The following is a 16,984-nucleotide window of genomic DNA, read 5'->3' as shown; positions in this document are numbered from 1 at the left end:
GTACGGTCAGCACGCCGCGCCCGCGGCTGCCTGCAAAGTAGAAAAATAGTTCTAGACAAAAGTATCTAGATATTTTATTCTACATTGACCCTTTGACGGAGAGACCATGCACGCAGGAAGCCCCCCATGAACGACATGCTCGCCGTCATCGTGCCCAGCCTGGGCTGGGCGCTGCTCGATTTTGTCTGGCAGGGTTTGCTGATCGGCTGCCTCGCCGCCATGGTGCTGGGATTGCTGCGCGCTGCGCGGCCCCAGCTGCGCTACGCGGTCGGCTGCGCCGCGCTGCTGCTGTGCGCCGCCTTGCCGCTGGCCGGCACGGTGCAGCGCGTGCTCGATGCGCAGGCGGTTACGACCATGTTGCCGCTGGCCGCCAGCGGCATGCCGCAGATTCCCGGCGGCGCCCCCCTGCTGGCGGTGCAGGTCGCCTCATGGGAGCCGGCGCTGCGGCAGCGCCTGCCCCTGCTGATGTTTTTCTGGAGCTGCGGCGCCGGCCTGCTGGCGCTGCGCCTGCTGCTCGGCCTGGCCTGGGTGCGGCGCCGCAGCCAGAGCAGCCAGTACACGCACAACGCCGCATGGCAGGCGCGGGTGGACCGGCTGGCGCTGCGCTTCGGCGTGGCGCGCCAGGTCGCGCTGGGGCTGGTGGACGACCTTCCCGGCCCGGTCACGGCCGGCTGGTGGCGTCCGGTGATCCTGGTGCCGGCCGCGCTGGTGAGCGGCATGCCGCCCGACTTGCTGGAGGCGCTGCTGGCGCACGAAATGGCGCATATCCGGCGCTTCGATTACCTGGTCAACCTGATGCAAAGTGCGATCGAAATCGTGCTGTTCTATCACCCGGCAGTGTGGTGGCTGTCGCACCGGGTGCGCATCGAGCGCGAACAGATCGCAGATGATTTAGCAGCAAGCATGCTCGGCGAACCGCGGCGTCTGGCGCTTGCATTATCCGAACTGGACCAGTTCCAGTTCTCCACACCTCAACTCGCCCATGGGGCTCACGGAGGAAATCTTATGTCCCGCATCAAACGCCTGGTCCGCCCGGATACCGAACCGCTCAACTGGAAGATGGCGCTGCCGATTCTCGGCCTGTCGGCCGCCTGCGCCGCCTTCTACGCCAACGCGCAGAGCGCGCCTTTAGCGCAGCCCCAGGCCGCGCGCGCCGTGCGTGCGCCGCTGCCGCCGGTCCCCCCCGCGCCGCCGGCCCCCCCGGCTGCGAAGGCGGTTCCGGCCGTTTCCGCCGCAGCGATGGATATGCCGGTACCGCCGGCGCCACCGATGCCGCCGGCGCCACCGGCGCCGCCCGCACCGCCGCGTCTTCCCGTGAGCATCACCAAAGGCGTCGGCGAGATGTCGTACGCGCTGGTGCAGGGCGCCGAGCGCAAGGGCATGCTCAGTGGCGACAGCCGCGACTTCGACGACATCGACGCCGCCAAGCACAGCGTCAAGGGTGATTTCCTCTGGTTCCGCCAGGGCGGCAAGGCGTACGTGGTGCAGGACCCTGCGCTGATCGCCCGGGTGACCGAAGCCTATGCGCCGCTCAAGCGCCTCGGCGACCAGATGGACGTCCATGGCAAGGAGATGGAAAAGCACGGCAAGGTGGTCGAACAGCTGGGGCGCGAGATGGAACGCACCGCCGGCGCCCATCGGCCCGCCGACGCCGACACCCAGCGCATCGCCGGCCTGATCGCGGCGCTGGCGGCGCAGCAGGGCCGCTTGCAGCGCGACATCGTGCTGCTTGAGCGCCAGATCGACGACGCCAGCGGTGCCGCGCGCGCCCAGTTGTCGGGCAAGCGCGACCAGCTCAACACCAAGCTGGGCGACATCGAACGCCAGCTCGACGCGCAGCACGCCCAGCTGGAGCGCCAGCATGGCAAGATGGAGGCGGCGCGCGCGCCGATGGATGCCATCGACAAGCAGATGAAGGAAGCCGCCAAGCCGATGGACGCGCTGGGCAAGCAAATGAATGTCCTGGGCCGCGAAATGGACCAGCATGGCAAAGCGGCCGAGCGCGTGATGCGCGAGGTCCTGCGCGACGCCGTCGCCAGGGGCCTGGCGCGGCCCGTGCCAGGGGACCGCGCGGGCTGAGCAGCTTGATCAGATTGGCAAATTGTTAATCTGGTCGAATGAGCAGGCGATTAGAATAGGGCTCCGGCGATGTGCCGGAGTGAACACCTATCTGACCATCAAGGGAAATATGAAACAATTTGTCAACGCCTGTCTCGCGGCGGCGGCCGTCCTGTGCGCCGCCCCATCGCGCGCCGCACCGGTCGATATCAAGGGGCGCTGGATGATTGACCTGGCGCCCATGGTGGTGGAGATGAAAGCGAGGAAGGCACCGGCGAAAGCGATCGCGTCGATGGAACAGACCTTCCGCGGCGGCATCATGACCATCGACGCGAACACGCTCAAGCTCACGATCGCCGGCCATGAGGACCGACAGCCCGTGACCCTCAAATACACAGTGGTCGGGACCAGGGATGACTGTATCGCGCTGCACGTGGATGGCTCGCCGCGTCCCATTGCGTACTGTCTGGTGCCCGGCGGCATGGTGGTCAAGGACCCGGCTGCCGGCATGAGGCAGTTCTACCGGCGCCATTGATCGCGCACGCAAGCAGGGCTACATGTTAACTTAATTGCATGTCAATTGTGCAATTGTTTAGAACCCCCGCTTGCGGTCAGGCTTCCGCTCACGCGCCTGGAGCGTTACGACCATCGACTCACTGTTAAGGAAAACATGAACAAAGCTCTACGCGTTGGTTGTGCGGCGATTGCCGTGCTGTGCGCCGCCCAGTCGCACGCCGCCTCGGTCGATATCAAGGGAAACTGGGAGATCGACATGGCGCCCATGCTCGAACAGGCGAAGAAAAACAAGGCCCCGGCCGAACAGGTGGCGCAGCTTGAGCGCAGGTTCCAGGGCAGCCAGATGGTGATCGACGCCAAGACGATCACGCTGTCGCTGGCCGACAGCGCCGCCAAGCCGATGACCTGTCAGTACAAGATCGCCAAGCCCGCCAAGAGCGCCCCGAACAAGGCGAACTGCGTCAGCCTGAGCATCGATGCCTTGCCCGCCCCGCTGGATTACTGCCTCAACGATGGCGCCCTGTCCGTCAACGACCCCACCAGCGTGCTGGTATCGGTCTACCGCCGCAAATAAATCATCAAGCAACAGCACTGAAGCACAAGCAGTGAAGCCCGCAACACGGGCTTGACCTTTGCGATTACACGTGTAATCATGAGTCATCGATTACACGTGTAATTAATAAGGGGAGTGACGCATGGAACAGCAAGCGGCAGCGATCAGCGACGCCGAGTCGAAGGTCATGGAAGTACTGTGGCGCTCTGGCAGCGCGATGCCGGCCGAGGATATCGTGGCCGCGCTCGTGAGCGGTCATCAGTGGCAGGAAGCGACCATCAAGTCGCTGCTCAACCGGCTGCTCAACAAGGGCGCGGTCAGCGCGCAGAAGGAGGGGCGCCGCTATCTGTACACGGCGGTGCTCAAGCGCGAGCACTGGCTCACCAGCGAAAGCACGGGCCTGCTCGACCGCCTGTTCGGCGGGCGCATCGCGCCGCTGGTCGCCCATTTCGGCCAGCACCGCAAACTGAGCAAGACCGATATCGCCGAGCTCAAACGCCTGATCGGAGAGCTCGACGATGATCAATAACCTGCCCGAGCTGCTGCTGCGCCTGGCCGTCTCCGCCAGCGCGGCCATTGCCGTCGTGCTGCTGGTGCGCCGCCCGCTGCGCCAGCGCATCGATGCCGGCCTGGCCTACCAGGCCTGGCTGATCGTCCCGCTGGCCATGGCCGCCGCCGCCTTGCAGCCGCTGTTTGCCGCCCCCGTCAAGGCACTGGTGCTGCTGCCCGCGCTGCCTGCGTTGGCGGCGTTCGGGCCGGCGGGCGCGCCGGGAGCCGCCAGCGCCGCCGCTCAGGCTTGGACTGGCTGGCTGCTGCCGGTCTGGGCCTGCGGCGCGCTGGCCACGCTGGCCTTGTTCTGCCTGAGCCACCGCGCCTTCGTGCGCAGCCTGGGAGCGCTGAGCGTGCGCGGCGGCATCGCCTACGCCGCCCATGCCGCCGCCGGCCCGGCCTTGCTCGGCTTGTGGCGTCAACAGATTGTGGTGCCGCTCGATTTCGACCAGCGCTACAGCGCAGAGGAGCAAGTCCTGATCATCGCCCACGAGCAGGTCCATGCGCAGCGCGCCGATGCCGCCGCCAACACCCTGCTGGCGCTGATCCAATGCGCGTTCTGGTTCAATCCCCTCGTGCACCTGGCCGCGCCGCGCTTTCGCTTCGACCAGGAACTGGCCTGCGACGCGCTGGTAATGCGGCGCCATCCATCCCAGCGCCGCACCTATGCCGGCGCCATGCTGAAAACCCAGGCCGGCGTGAGCCTCACGCCGTCCGTCTGCCACTGGCAATCCTGCCACCCACTCAAGGAGCGCATCATGCATCTGCAACAAACCCCACCGTCCCCCTCGCGCCGCCAGGCGGGCCGCATTCTGGTGGCGGCGCTGGCCGGCATCGCCGCCTTCGCCGCCCTGGCCGCCCGCGCCGACGCGAGCGCCGTACCTAGCGCCGTACCCACCGCCGTACCTACCGCCGTACCTACCACCGTACCCAATTACGCGGTTGCCATGACCCTGCGCGTGGGGACCGATGGCGCGCCGCAGCATATCCGTGCGCGTACGCCGTCCGACTTTTCGGTGCGCGTGGGAGAGGGCGCGGGCGGCTGGAGCGGCGATTTTTCGTTGAGCGCGGTCGGCAGCGACCAGGTGCTGGTCCGCAGCAAGATCTCCCTGGACGGCAAGCTGGTGAGCGAACCGGGCGTGCTTACGCGGCTCGGCGCCAGCAGCGCCATCCGGATCGCCGGCACCGGCGGCCAGGGCGACCTGGCGCTTGACGTGACGGTCACGCGCGAGGGCCAGGTGGTGCCCGGCGCCTGACAGGGCCGTTCGCCAGCGAACACGCCGCCGCCTGGCGGCGTCGCGCCGGTATAATCACGGGATGCAAAATCTCCTCCATAACCTCAATCCCGAACAACTCGCCGCCGTCACCCTGCCACCGCAGAGCGCCCTGATTCTTGCGGGCGCCGGCTCCGGCAAGACGCGCGTGCTGACGACCCGCATCGCCTGGCTGATCCAGACCGGCCAGGTGTCGCCGTCCGGGATCATGGCGGTGACGTTTACCAACAAGGCGGCGAAGGAAATGCTGACCCGCCTGTCGGCCATGCTGCCGGTGAGCACGCGCGGCATGTGGATCGGCACCTTCCACGGCCTGTGCAACCGCTTCCTGCGCACCCATTACCGCGATGCCGCGCTGCCGCAAACCTTCCAGATCCTCGATTCCCAGGATCAGCTGTCGATGATCAAGCGCTTGCTGAAAGCGAACAATATCGACGACGAGAAGTATCCGCCCAAAAACCTGATGTATTTCATCAATAACGCCAAGGACCAGGGCTTGCGCGCCAACCGGGTCGAGGCGCACGACCCGATCGAACGCAAGATGGTCGAGTTGTACGAGCTGTACGACAACCAGTGCCAGCGCGAAGGCGTGGTCGATTTCGCCGAACTGCTGCTGCGCGCCTACGAACTGCTCGAACGCAACCAGCCGCTGCGCGAGCACTACCAGGCGCGCTTCAAGCACATCCTGGTCGACGAGTTCCAGGATACCAATGACCTGCAATACAACTTGCTCAAGCTGCTGGCGGGGCATGGTCAGCAGGTGGCCGGCGCGCTGTTCGCCGTGGGCGACGACGACCAGAGCATTTACGCCTTCCGTGGCGCCAACGTCGGCAATATGAGTGCCTTCGAGCGCGAATTCCGGGTCGAGAACCTGATCAAGCTGGAGCAGAATTACCGCTCGCACGGCCACATTCTCGACAGCGCCAATCACCTGATCGCCAACAACAGCAAGCGCCTGGGCAAGAACCTGCGCACCGATGCCGGCCACGGCGAGCCGGTGCGCATCTACGAAGCCTCGTCCGACCTGGAAGAGGCGCAGTGGATCATCGAAGAAGCGAAGAGCCTGATGGCCGAAGGTGCGCTGCGCCGCGAGATCGCGATTCTGTACCGCTCCAATGCGCAGTCGCGCGTGATCGAACACGCCCTGTTCGCGGCCGGCCTGCCGTACACCGTTTACGGCGGCCAGCGCTACTTCCAGCGCGCCGAGGTCAAGCACGCCATCGCTTACCTGCAACTGATGGACAATCCGCACAACGATTCGGCCTTTTTGCGTGTGGTCAATTTCCCCACGCGCGGCATCGGTATGCGCTCGATCGAAGCGCTGCAGGCGGCCGCCGAACAGTATGGCATTTCGCTGTACGCGGCGGTGCCCTACGTGGCGGGCAAGTCCGGCTCCTCGCTGAACAGCTTCGTGAAACTGGTCGAAGGCGCCCGCTTCGAGACGCAGCAACTGGCGCTGCCCGAAACGGTGCGCGTGGTGCTGGAGGCCAGCGGCCTGCTGCAGCACTACCAGAACGAAAAAGAAGGCGCCGACCGCATCGAGAATCTGGAGCAGATGGTCAATGCGGCCACCCAGTTCGTGCAGGAAGAAGGCTTCGGCCAGGGCGCCCCGGCCTACATGGGACCGAAGGCGCAGGCCAGCGCGGGCGAACTGATTTTGAATGGCGACGGCACCGAAATCATCGACGCCGATATCCCGCTCAACACCATCATGTCGCCACTGTCGGCCTTCCTCTCGCACGCCTCGCTCGAAGCGGGCGACGCCCAGGCCCAGGCTGGGCAGGATGCGCTGCAACTGATGACGGTGCACTCGGCCAAGGGCCTCGAATTCGACGCCGTGTTCATCACCGGCCTGGAAGAAGGCTTGTTCCCGCACGAGAGCAGTTCGCGCGAGATGGATGGCGTCGATGAAGAACGGCGCCTGATGTACGTGGCCATCACGCGCGCGCGCAAGCGCCTGTACATGAGTTTCACGCAAACGCGCATGCTGCACGGCCAGACCCGCTACAACATGAAATCGCGCTTTTTCGACGAGCTGCCGGAAGACGCGCTCAAATGGATATCGCCGCGGGTGCAGTCACACTGGTTCGGGAATAAAAAATCGGCCTGGGATGACGCCAACTTGAGCAGCGGTGGTTCGGACAACAAGATCGCCCAGCAGATCAAGCAGAAAGCGGCCAGCAACGGGCCCGGATGGCGCATCGGCGAATCGGTGGCGCATGCCAAGTTCGGCGAAGGGGTGATCGTGAATATCGAAGGCGGCGGCAGCAATGCGCGCGCCCAGATCAATTTCGGCAAGGCGGGCATGAAAGTGCTCGACCTGTCGGTCGCCAAGCTCGAACGGGTGGGACGCTGAATCGATGGCGGGTGGGCCTGCGCCCACCCGCTGGCGTTGCTATTTGAGCGCCGCGTCCTTCGGCAGCAGCGACGGGTCGCCGAAGATTTGCCGGTAGCTGCAAAAAATCGCGCACTGCAACAGCAGTACGAATTGCAGCATCAGCCAGATGACGGCAATCCGTCCACCCTGGCTGTCGCCCAGCAGCAGCATGACTGCGATCGAGGCGCCGAAAAACATCGCGCACCACGCCAGCAGCATCACCATGAACGGGCGGATCGCCCCGAGAATACCGAACACGCTGTAAAAGGTCGCCTTGCCCGGTGACATCTGCTGCCAATAAGTCAGCGCTGGCGCAAAGCACAGCGCCAGCAGCGCCAGGCTTTGCAAGAGGCCGGTCAGCAGCACCGCCTGCATGTCGGCCGTGCTGATTTTCAGGTTGGCGCGATCGGCCAACGGTACGCTCATCTGCTTGATGAATGCGGGCGATACCATCAGCGCCAGCAGCACGCCGAGCAGGATCGACAGCGCCAGGTAGATCAGGCCCAGCTTGCACAGGCGGCGCAAGGCTGGCTGGCGCAATCCGGTCAGCAGCACGCCCGGGGTGACCGGCTGGTCTTGCCCGATCAGGTTGCAGGCTTGCAGGATCGCCACGCTGAACGAGGGCACCAGCACCATCGTGATCATTTGCCCGAGCAGGGGAATCGCGCTCAGGGCTAGGCTGAACAGGAGGGTGGCGAACAGCAGCATGGTGAGGATCGCCGGCTGCTTGCGGAACAGGGTGAAGCCCTGCTTGATCCAGAGCCATCCGGTGATGGCGGGAAGGCGGCTCATGCGAACAATTCCGGGGCCGGGGTGGCGATGCGCTCGCGCAGGATGCGCTCGAAATGGGCCGGATCGTGCGGGGTCAGCATTTCGGCTTCGCGCGGCTGGTAGAGGTCATACAGGCGCGAGAGCCAGAAGCGCAGCGCGGCGGCGCGCAGCATGGGCTGCCAGGCGGCCTGCTCGTCGGCCGTGAACGGGCGCACCGCATGGTAGGCGTCGAGCAGGGCGCGCACGCGGGCGGTGTCGAGCACGCCGGTATCGAGGTCGATGCACCAGTCGTTGACGGTGACGGCCACGTCGAACAGCCAGGTATCGCAGCCGGCGAAATAGAAATCGAAGAAGCCGGTCAGGCGCTCGCCGACGAACATCACGTTATTGCGGAACAGGTCCGCATGGACCGGGCCGCGCCCGAGCCGGTGGTAATGGTCGCAGGCCGCGAACGCGCTCTGGAAATGCATCTCGGCGCGCAGCAGGTGGGCGTTGCGCTCGTCGAGGAAGGGCAATACCTGCGGCGTGGTGTCGTTCCACCAGTCCAGGCCGCGCAAGTTCGGCTGTTGCAGCGCAAAGTCGCGCGCGGCCAGATGCATCTTGGCCAGCATGGCGCCGACCGCCGCGCAATGGACCGGCTGCGGCGCCATCTGCGAGCTGCCTTCGAGTTTGCTGACGATGGCGGCCGGCTTGCCGTGCAGCGGCACCACCAGTTCGCCCGACTCGTCCGGCACCGGGGCCGGCACCAGCACGCCGCGCTCGGCCAGATGACGCATCAGCTGCAAATAAAACGGCAACTGCGCGAAACTGAGGTTCTCGAAAATGGTCAGCACGTACTCGCCGTGCTCCGTATCGATGAAGAAATTGCTGTTTTCGATGCCGGAACTGATCCCTTTGATGGCGATGGCATTTCCTAATGGAAACTTCTTCAACAACAAGGTGAGGTCATCCAGGCTGACCGCGGTAAAAACTGCCATGTGCAAGCGAAGGGTAAGGTGAATCGGTCGATATCGGTACGCGCGCGCAAGAGGGCGCGCGCGGGCGGATGGGGGGATTACTTGGCTGGAGCGGGCGGTGGCGGCACCGGTGCTGCGTCGGTGTTGGCGGCGGCCTCGCTGGCGGCTTTTTTCTTTTTGTTCAGGTCGAATTCCCCGACTGTCCATTGAGGTGCGCGCAGGGTCGAGCCGGTGGCGTCGCCGGTCGAACTGCCGCCGGCGGGATTGTTGCCCTTCATCGTATAGCTGCTCTTGCCGGTTTTGACTTTGACTTCCGTGGTCCGGCCGCCCGCGCGTTTTTCGGTGATTTTCGGCTCATTCGCGCGCGGCGCGGGGGTAGCTGGCGCCATATTGCTCTCGTCGAGGCGTTCGAGCTTGGGCGGCGCGTCGCTCGGCTTGGTTTGCTGGGCGCCGGCCAGGTTCGCGTGGGCCAGCAGGCACAGGGCCAGGGTCTTGCAGAGAGAAGAAGTGCGCAGCATGATAGGGTCGCCTTGTGATCGTGTGGACCATTGTAACAAACCCCCGCCCCGCCTGTGAAAACACATCGTCCAGGCCAGTACAATTACTACCGCCCAAGGTCACCTCCTACAACCGGGGTCTGACCTCTGATTAGCAACAAAACCGCTGAAAGGCGCAAAACCGCTGCAAAACACGGCACAGGGCCCGGTTTTGCAAGGAATCGGCGTCAAAAGTTGCCTGGCCGTGGTCAAATCTCGGTTAGGCAACACAAAAGTTGCTAGTCAGAGCTCTGACCCCGGTTAGACATCGTCTAAGCCAGTGGAATTCCTACCGCCCGAGTCCACCTCCTACAACCGGGGTCTGACCTCTAATTAGCAACAAAACCGCTAAAAGGCGCAAAACCGTTGCAAAACACGGCACAGCGCCCAGTTTTGCGAGGAATCGGCGTCAAAAGTTGCCTGACCGGGGTCAAATCTCGGTTAGGCAACACAAAAATTGCTAGTCAGAGCTCTGACCCCGGTTAGGCGACACAAAAATTGCTAGTCAGAGGTCAGACCCCGGTTCGCGCTTCGGGCCAGCCGCGCTTTCTGCGATAATGACCGGTACGCTGCCGCGCCCGCTCCTGTCCCGGCTCAACCTCATTTTTGGCACTATGCAAAATACCCTGCTGTTAGTCGACGGTTCCAGTTATCTTTACCGTGCTTTTCACGCCCTGCCAGACCTGCGCAGCCCCGACGGCCATCCCACCGGCGCCATGCACGGCATGGTCAATATGCTGCGCCGCTTGCGCCAGGATTATCCGGCCGCTTACATCGCTTGCGTGTTCGATGCCAAGGGCAAGACTTTTCGCGACGATATGTATCCGGAATACAAGGCCACGCGCGCGTCCATGCCGGATGACTTGCGCCTGCAAATCGAGCCGATCCACGAAGTGGTGCGCCACATGGGCTGGCCGATCCTGATGGTCGACGGCGTCGAGGCCGACGATGTCATCGGCACGCTGTCGGTCCAGGCTTCCAGCCTGGGCATGGACACCGTCGTTTCCACCGGCGACAAGGACCTGGCGCAGCTGGTCAACGACAAGGTCACCCTGATTAACACGATGAGCAACGAGAAGCTCGACGAAGCCGGCGTACTGGCCAAGTTCGGCGTGCCGCCCAAGCGCATCATCGATTACCTCACACTCATCGGCGACACGGTCGACAATATCCCGGGCGTGGCCAAGTGCGGCCCCAAGACCGCCCTCAAGTGGCTGGCGCTGCACGATAGCCTCGATGGCGTGATCGCCAACGCGGCGTCCATCGGCGGCGCGGTCGGCGAGAACCTGCGCCAGGCCCTCCCATGGCTGCCGCAGGGCCGCGCCCTGATCACCGTCAAGACCGATTGCGACCTGGCCGCGCACATGGCGTCGATCACCGATACCCTGGTGGCGCAGCCGGAAAACAAGGATGGCTTGAAAGCCTTCTTCGAGCGTTACGGCTTCAAGACCTTGCTGCGCGAAGTGAGCCAGCGCGACGACGAGGGCGCTCCGCGCGCACTGCTCAATTCCCCCGAGGGCGACCTGTTCCCAGGCGCGCTGGTGCCGGTCATGCGCGGCGAGTACGAAACGGTGGTCACCGAGGCCGACCTGGAACGCTGGCTGGCGCTGGTCGATGCCGCCGAACTGACCTCGGTCGATACCGAAACCACCTCGCTCGACCCGATGACGGCGCAGATGGTCGGCATTTCGCTGTCGGTCGAAGCGGGCAAGGGCGCATACATCCCGCTGGCGCACCGCTACGCCGGCGTGCCCGAACAATTGAACCGCGAGGCGCTCCTGGCGCGCATGAAGCCGTGGCTGGAAGATGCGTCGAAACCGAAGGTCGGCCAGAACCTCAAGTACGACAGCCACATTTTCGCCAACCACGGGGTGACCCTGCGCGGCATCCGGCACGACACCTTGCTGCAGTCATACGTGTTCGAGTCGCACAAGCCGCACGACATGGACAGCATGGCCTTGCGCCACCTGGGCTACACCACGATTCCGTTTACCGATGTATGCGGCAAGGGCGCCGGCCAGATCTGCTTCGACCAGGTGGACCTCGAGCGCGCGACCGAATACGCGGCCGAGGATTCCGACATCACCCTGCGCCTGCACCAGGCCATGAAGGGCCATGTCGAGAGCGACGACAAACTCAATTTCATCTACCGCCAGATCGAGCTGCCCACCTCCGTGGTGCTGCACAAGATCGAGCGCAACGGGGTGCTGATCGACGCCGAACTGTTGAATGTGCAGTCGGGCGAACTCGGTGCGCGCATCATGGAGCTCGAACAGAAGGCCTACGAGCTGGCCGGCGGTCCGTTCAATCTCGGTTCGCCCAAGCAGATCGGCGAGATCTTCTTCGTCAAGCTGCAGCTGCCGGTGATCAAAAAGACCCCGAGCGGGGCGCCGTCGACCGACGAGGAAGTGCTGCAAAAGCTGGCCGAGGATTTTCCGCTGCCGAAAATCCTGCTCGAATACCGCGGCATGTCCAAGCTCAAGTCGACCTACACCGACAAGCTGCCCAAGATGGTCAACCGCGAGACCGGCCGCGTGCACACCAACTATGCGCAGGCGGTTGCCGTGACGGGACGCCTGTCGTCGAACGAGCCGAATCTGCAGAACATCCCGATCCGCACCGCCGAAGGGCGCCGCATCCGCGAAGCCTTCATCGCCGGTCCGGGCAATGTGATCGTGTCGGCCGACTATTCGCAGATCGAGCTGCGCATCATGGCCCATATTTCGGAAGACGCGGCCATGCTGCGCGCGTTCGCCGAGGGCGAGGATATCCACCGCGCCACCGCCGCCGAAATCTTCGGCGTGCCGCCGGCGGAAGTGCAGGGCGAGCAGCGGCGCTATGCAAAGGTCATCAACTTCGGCCTGATCTACGGCATGAGCGCCTTCGGGCTGGCCGCCAACCTGGGCATCGAACGCTCGGCGGCGCAAAACTATATCGACAAGTACTTCGCGCGCTTTTCCGGCGTGCGCCAGTACATGGAAGACACGCGCATGCAGGCCAAGGCGCGCGGCTACGTCGAAACCGTGTTCGGGCGGCGCCTCTGGCTGCCGGAGATTAATTCGCCGAACGGGCCGCGCCGCCAGGGCGCGGAACGGGCCGCGATCAACGCGCCGATGCAGGGCACGGCGGCGGACCTGATCAAGCTGGCCATGATCGCGGTGCAGGACTGGCTGGAGACGGACAAGCTGGCCACGCGCATGATCATGCAGGTGCACGATGAACTCGTGCTGGAAGTGCCGCAGGCGGAACTGGAGCTGGTCAAGACCAGGCTGCCGCAATTGATGGCGGGCGTGGCGGCCCTGAAGGTGCCCTTGCTGGCCGAAGTGGGTATTGGCAAAAACTGGGACGAAGCACACTAATATAACGTATAGATACCTACTAATATACATACCTACTGAAAGAGGGAACGATGAAGAGCACATTTATCCGCCTTGGCACGGCAAGCACCATATTGGCCGCCCTGGCGCTGACTGCCTGCGGCGGCGGCGGCGGCAATCCCGGCGCCAATCGCACCAACGGCAACGGTAATGGTAACGGCACGCCGCCGCCCATCGGCGGCACGACCGGCACCCTGAACGTGTCCCTGACCGATGCGCCGGCCTGCGGCTTCGATGCGGTCAACGTCACCATCAGCAAGGTGCGCGTGCACAAGAGCGCAGCCGCGGTCGATACCGATGGCGGCTGGTCCGATGTGGTGCTGGCGTCGCCGCGCAAGATCAATCTGCTCGACCTGACCAATGGCAAGCTCGATGCGCTCGGTTCGACCGAGGTGCCGGCCGGCCGCTACAGCCAGGTGCGCCTGATGCTCGATCCGAACACCGGCAACGGTTTCGCCAACACCGTCACGCCGACCGCCACCAAGTCTGAAACGACCTTGGAAACCCCGTCCGCCATCCAGTCGGGCGTGAAGATCATCAGCGACTTCGAGGTCGTGGCCGGCCAGCCTTATGGCCTGGTGCTCGATTTCGACGCCTGCCGCTCGGTCGTCACCAAGGCTGCCGGCGGCTACCTGCTGTCGCCGGTCGTGACCGTCGTGCCGGGCACGGCCAACGGCATCACCGGCTTTATCAGCCCGGTCTTCGCGCGCGATGGCGTGGTGGTGAGCGCCCAGCAAAACGGCAGCGTGGTCAGCAGCGTGGTGGCCGATCCGTCCAGTGGCGCGTTTGCGCTCAGCCGCCTGGTCCCGGGCGCCTACGACATCGTCATCGTCGGCAGTGGCCGCGCGGCGGCCGTGATCGGCGGCGTGCCTGTGGCCAGCACCACCGGCACCATCGCCATCAGCACGGCGGCCGCGCCGATCAGCATGCCGGTCAGCCTGACCCGCACCATCAGCGGCACGGTCACCTTGCTGCCCGCGAAAGCGACCGTGACGCCGTTTGTCAAGGTGATGCAGACTGTGTCTGCGGGCAAAACCGTGGTGATCCAGGCGCGCGATGCCGGCGCCGGCGGCGCGTATTCGATTAGCGCCCTGCCAGTCGTCGCGCCGCAGTACGCCAATTATGGTGCATCCCTGCCGCTGACCTTCGGCCCGGTCACGCCAGTCCAGGGCCTGGGCGGGTATCGCGTCGACGCGCTCGCTACCGGTTACATCAGCAAAACGGTGGCCGTGGTCGATGTGGCGGCTGGCGACAAGGCCAACGTCAACCTGCAACTGGCGCCGTAAGGCACCGGCCATCGCGCCCTGCGGCCCCCGATACGGGCGCTGCGGGGTGCGATGGCGCCTGCGCTAGCGGCGCGCCCGGTTTGGTCCCGATGGCACCGAACTGGGCGGCCGGCGGCCCGGAGCGGTACAATGCCCGGCTTGCGATTGTCGCAAGACCGTTCAAGAGGCTTCAAAATCGATTCGACCCTCATTTCCATCCTGCTGGCAACGACCATCGGGGGTGTGCTCAGCATTTCCGCCGCTGCCGTGTTTTCGTTCGCCCTGCTGTCGAAAATGGTCGAGCGCATGGTCAGCCTGTCGGTCGGGATCATGCTGTCGACCTCGCTCCTGCATGCCTTGCCGGAAGCGTTCGAGTCGGGCGCCGATGCGCGCAGCCTGTTCGCTACCTTGCTGGCCGGATTGCTTGCGTTTTTCATGCTGGAAAAGTTCGCCATCCTGCGCCATTCGCACCATCATGAAGGCGATGGTCATCATCATGCCCACGGCCACGACAAGCGCGAAGCAGGCAAGGCTGGCTGGATGATCTTGCTGGGCGACGGCATGCACAATTTTACCGATGGCATCCTGATCGCCGCGGCCTTCCTGGCCAATCCGGAACTGGGCATCGTCACCGGGCTGGCCATCATCGCCCATGAAATCCCGCAGGAAATCGGCGACTTCATCGTCTTGCTCAATGCCGGCTTTTCGCGCACGCGCGCCTATCTGTTCAACCTGCTGTGCAGCCTGATGGCCGTGGCCGGCGGTTTGCTCGGCTATTTCACCCTGGACCGCGCCAGCGGACTGATTCCGTACGTGCTGGTATTTGCTTCCTCGGGCTTCCTGTACATTGCCGTCAGCGATCTGATGCCGCAGATGCAACGCCGCGCCACTGTGCGCGAATCCGTTCCGCAAGTATTGCTGATCGGCGTGGGCGTGCTGATCGTGCTGTTTCTCACGCGCGGACGCTAGGCATCGCAGCGGCAATTTTGCCGCCCGCGATTGAAATTCTTCCGGTCCGGCTATCTAATTTCCCCATGTTATACACCAGGCGCGGTAATGCGCCTGCCTTTAGTCCCGCTCAAGTCCGCGCTATTGCCCGGCTCGCCAGCGTCTTTTATGCTGAAGGCTGAAGTAGCAAGCCGGTGAAGCGAGACCACCTTTTTGCCTCGCAGCCAGTTTGGGAGGATATATGGCTGAAATCGTCCTGTTTGAACATGCTAATTATCACGGTGCGCATAAACATTTATTCGGGTCGGAAACGAATCTGAATGCCCCCGACGATAATTTTTTCAACGATCGCATTTCTTCGTTTGTGGTGCTGTCGGGCCGCTGGCAGTTCTACCGCGATAGCAATTTCCATGGGCCGGCGTCGCAGGTATTCGGACCGGGCCGTTATAACTGGGTCGAAGCGGTGAACGTGCCGAACGATTCCATTTCGTCGGTCCGCCAGCTGTAAGCCGGACTGTCCGATGGAGCGGCATGCGCCCCGGCGTGACATGGGCCGCGCTTGCCGCCTGTAACCGGGTAAGGAGGATATATGGCTGAAGCCGTGCTATATCAGCATATCAATTTTCGGGGCCGCGAGAAACATCTGTATGGGTCGGAGCCGAACTTGAATGCGCCAGACGACAATTTTTTCAATGATAAAATATCGTCGTTCGTCGTCGTATCGGGACGCTGGAAGTTTTACCGCGACAGCAATTATCGCGGACCGGCATCGCGCGTATTCGGACCGGGCCGCTATTCCTGGGTCGAAGCGGTAAATATTCCGAATGATTCCATCTCGTCCGTGCGACTGATGGCGGCCTGAGCTGGGCCGCAAGCGATGACAAGCGCCATGCCGGAGTAGTCGGTGCGCTTGTCATCAAGCTGTCATGAAAGTATGCGAGGCTATGCTCATTACAAAAACAAAAAAGGAGAAGACGACCATGCTCAGCACCGTAGTGAATCACCTCAACACCTATCGCGCCGCCCGGGTCACGCATCAATCACCGTACCGCGCCGAAATGGCCGATCTCCCCGCGACGCTGTATCCCTTCTGGAAGCGCACCGCGCAGCACGAATTCAAAGGCATCCCGCAGGATGCCTTTTTTTTCGCCCGCGCCGCCGAAGGCTTGATGGCGTTTTTCGACTGCGTACGCCACAGCAGCATGACGTGCGGCTTGCCCTCGATGGCGGCCGATTCGGTGTGGCACGCCTGGATGCGCCTCTCGCCCACCGGCCTGAACGCGTTTTGCCGCAAGCATTTCGGTCGCGTCATCCCGCACGTGGAAGCGCTCGATATGGGGGACGGCATGGCGCGCGCGTTGGCGGCCTGCCTGGTGCACGCGCGCAGGATCGAGCGCATGCCGGTGGCCGGGCCCAACTTGCCGCGCCTGTTCGCACTGGACCGCGTGCTGGCCATGCCGGCTGGTCGCGGCTACCTGTTGTTCAACGGTGAGGTGGCTTCGCTCGCGCTCGACGCGCGCGGACGCGCCATCGGCGTGCCGGCGTATGTCCACAGCCTGTCGCCGGCGCTGTTGCTGGCCGCCGGCTTGATCAGTGATGACGAGTACCGCCGCCACGCGCGCAAGACCGGCACGCCCGCTGAAACCGGGGGAGGGCGCGGCAGCAGCGACAGCCAGGCGATCTGCGTCGGCGACGCCTGCGAGGGCGCGAGCGACGCCGGGGGCGACTCCGGCTGCGGAGGCGGCTGCGGCGGAGGCGGCGACTGATCCGCGCGGCGCTGGCGACCGATGCTGCGCGTTAGCGC

At 64.1% G+C, this 16,984-nt stretch carries 15 protein-coding genes; 12 read left to right on the top strand and 3 right to left on the bottom strand.

All coding sequences use genetic code 11. The annotated features are described in order from the left end of the window. Positions 1–126 precede the first annotated feature (126 nt). The 6 genes from F2P44_RS27915 to F2P44_RS27890 all read left to right on the top strand — a co-directional run bounded on the left by F2P44_RS27915 (position 127) and on the right by F2P44_RS27890 (position 7,306). Positions 127–2,079, top strand: coding sequence for a M56 family metallopeptidase (locus F2P44_RS27915; protein WP_167091898.1), 1,953 nt, complete (start codon positions 127–129; stop codon positions 2,077–2,079). 109 nt (positions 2,080–2,188) lie between these two features. Beyond that, the gene (locus F2P44_RS27910; protein WP_167091895.1) at positions 2,189–2,593 is read left to right on the top strand and encodes a hypothetical protein; all 405 of its coding nucleotides are present in this window, start codon (positions 2,189–2,191) and stop codon (positions 2,591–2,593) included. A 135-nt stretch (positions 2,594–2,728) separates the two neighbouring features. Then, complete coding sequence (locus F2P44_RS27905; RefSeq protein WP_167091892.1) at positions 2,729–3,148, top strand: hypothetical protein; 420 nt, start codon at positions 2,729–2,731, stop codon at positions 3,146–3,148. 121 nt (positions 3,149–3,269) lie between these two features. Then, positions 3,270–3,656, top strand: a complete 387-nt coding sequence (locus F2P44_RS27900) for a BlaI/MecI/CopY family transcriptional regulator (protein ID WP_167091888.1) — start codon at positions 3,270–3,272, stop codon at positions 3,654–3,656. Then, a complete protein-coding gene (locus F2P44_RS27895; protein WP_167091885.1) occupies positions 3,646–4,932 on the top strand; it encodes a M56 family metallopeptidase in 1,287 nt (428 codons plus the stop codon). Before F2P44_RS27900 ends, F2P44_RS27895 begins: the two co-directional genes overlap by 11 nt. 61 nt (positions 4,933–4,993) lie before the next feature. Further along, positions 4,994–7,306, top strand: a complete 2,313-nt coding sequence (locus F2P44_RS27890; protein WP_167091882.1) for a UvrD-helicase domain-containing protein — start codon at positions 4,994–4,996, stop codon at positions 7,304–7,306. A 39-nt stretch (positions 7,307–7,345) separates the two neighbouring features. On the opposite strand, the gene F2P44_RS27885 is transcribed toward F2P44_RS27890, so the two are convergent. The 3 genes from F2P44_RS27885 to F2P44_RS27875 all read right to left on the bottom strand — a co-directional run bounded on the left by F2P44_RS27885 (position 7,346) and on the right by F2P44_RS27875 (position 9,572). Beyond that, complete coding sequence (locus F2P44_RS27885) at positions 7,346–8,119, bottom strand: BPSS1780 family membrane protein (protein WP_167091880.1); 774 nt, start codon at positions 8,117–8,119, stop codon at positions 7,346–7,348. Then, on the bottom strand, positions 8,116–9,075 hold the full coding sequence (locus F2P44_RS27880) for a homoserine kinase (protein WP_167091877.1): 960 nt from the start codon (positions 9,073–9,075) through the stop codon (positions 8,116–8,118). The genes F2P44_RS27885 and F2P44_RS27880 overlap by 4 nt, the downstream gene beginning before the upstream one ends. Positions 9,076–9,152: 77 nt before the next feature. Then, entirely contained in the window at positions 9,153–9,572 is a 420-nt protein-coding gene (locus F2P44_RS27875) for a hypothetical protein (RefSeq protein ID WP_167091874.1), read from the bottom strand. Positions 9,573–10,204: 632 nt separating this feature from the next. Between F2P44_RS27875 and polA the strand changes: the two genes are divergently transcribed. The 6 genes from polA to F2P44_RS27845 all read left to right on the top strand — a co-directional run bounded on the left by polA (position 10,205) and on the right by F2P44_RS27845 (position 16,946). Continuing rightward, a complete protein-coding gene (gene polA, locus F2P44_RS27870) occupies positions 10,205–12,949 on the top strand; it encodes a DNA polymerase I (RefSeq protein WP_167091871.1) in 2,745 nt (914 codons plus the stop codon). A gap of 50 nt (positions 12,950–12,999) precedes the next feature. Continuing rightward, positions 13,000–14,253, top strand: a complete 1,254-nt coding sequence (locus F2P44_RS27865; protein ID WP_167091868.1) for a DUF4382 domain-containing protein — start codon at positions 13,000–13,002, stop codon at positions 14,251–14,253. Between the two features lie 129 nt (positions 14,254–14,382). Further along, a complete protein-coding gene (locus F2P44_RS27860) occupies positions 14,383–15,201 on the top strand; it encodes a ZIP family metal transporter (protein ID WP_167091866.1) in 819 nt (272 codons plus the stop codon). 220 nt (positions 15,202–15,421) lie between these two features. Then, the gene (locus F2P44_RS27855) at positions 15,422–15,688 is read left to right on the top strand and encodes a beta/gamma crystallin-related protein (RefSeq protein WP_167091864.1); all 267 of its coding nucleotides are present in this window, start codon (positions 15,422–15,424) and stop codon (positions 15,686–15,688) included. Positions 15,689–15,769: 81 nt separating this feature from the next. Then, positions 15,770–16,042 (top strand): beta/gamma crystallin-related protein, encoded by a 273-nt coding sequence (locus F2P44_RS27850; protein ID WP_167091862.1) that lies wholly within the window; start codon positions 15,770–15,772, stop codon positions 16,040–16,042. Positions 16,043–16,160: 118 nt separating this feature from the next. Continuing rightward, positions 16,161–16,946, top strand: a complete 786-nt coding sequence (locus F2P44_RS27845) for a UCP032817 domain-containing protein (protein ID WP_167091860.1) — start codon at positions 16,161–16,163, stop codon at positions 16,944–16,946. The last annotated feature ends 38 nt before the right edge of the window (positions 16,947–16,984 follow it).

The organism is Massilia frigida (genome assembly GCF_011682175.1).
Classification (GTDB): Bacteria; Pseudomonadota; Gammaproteobacteria; order Burkholderiales; family Burkholderiaceae_D; genus Telluria_A; species Telluria_A frigida.
The sequence above is the reverse complement of the archived record's forward strand: the minus strand, read 5'-3'. Positions and strand labels throughout refer to the sequence as shown.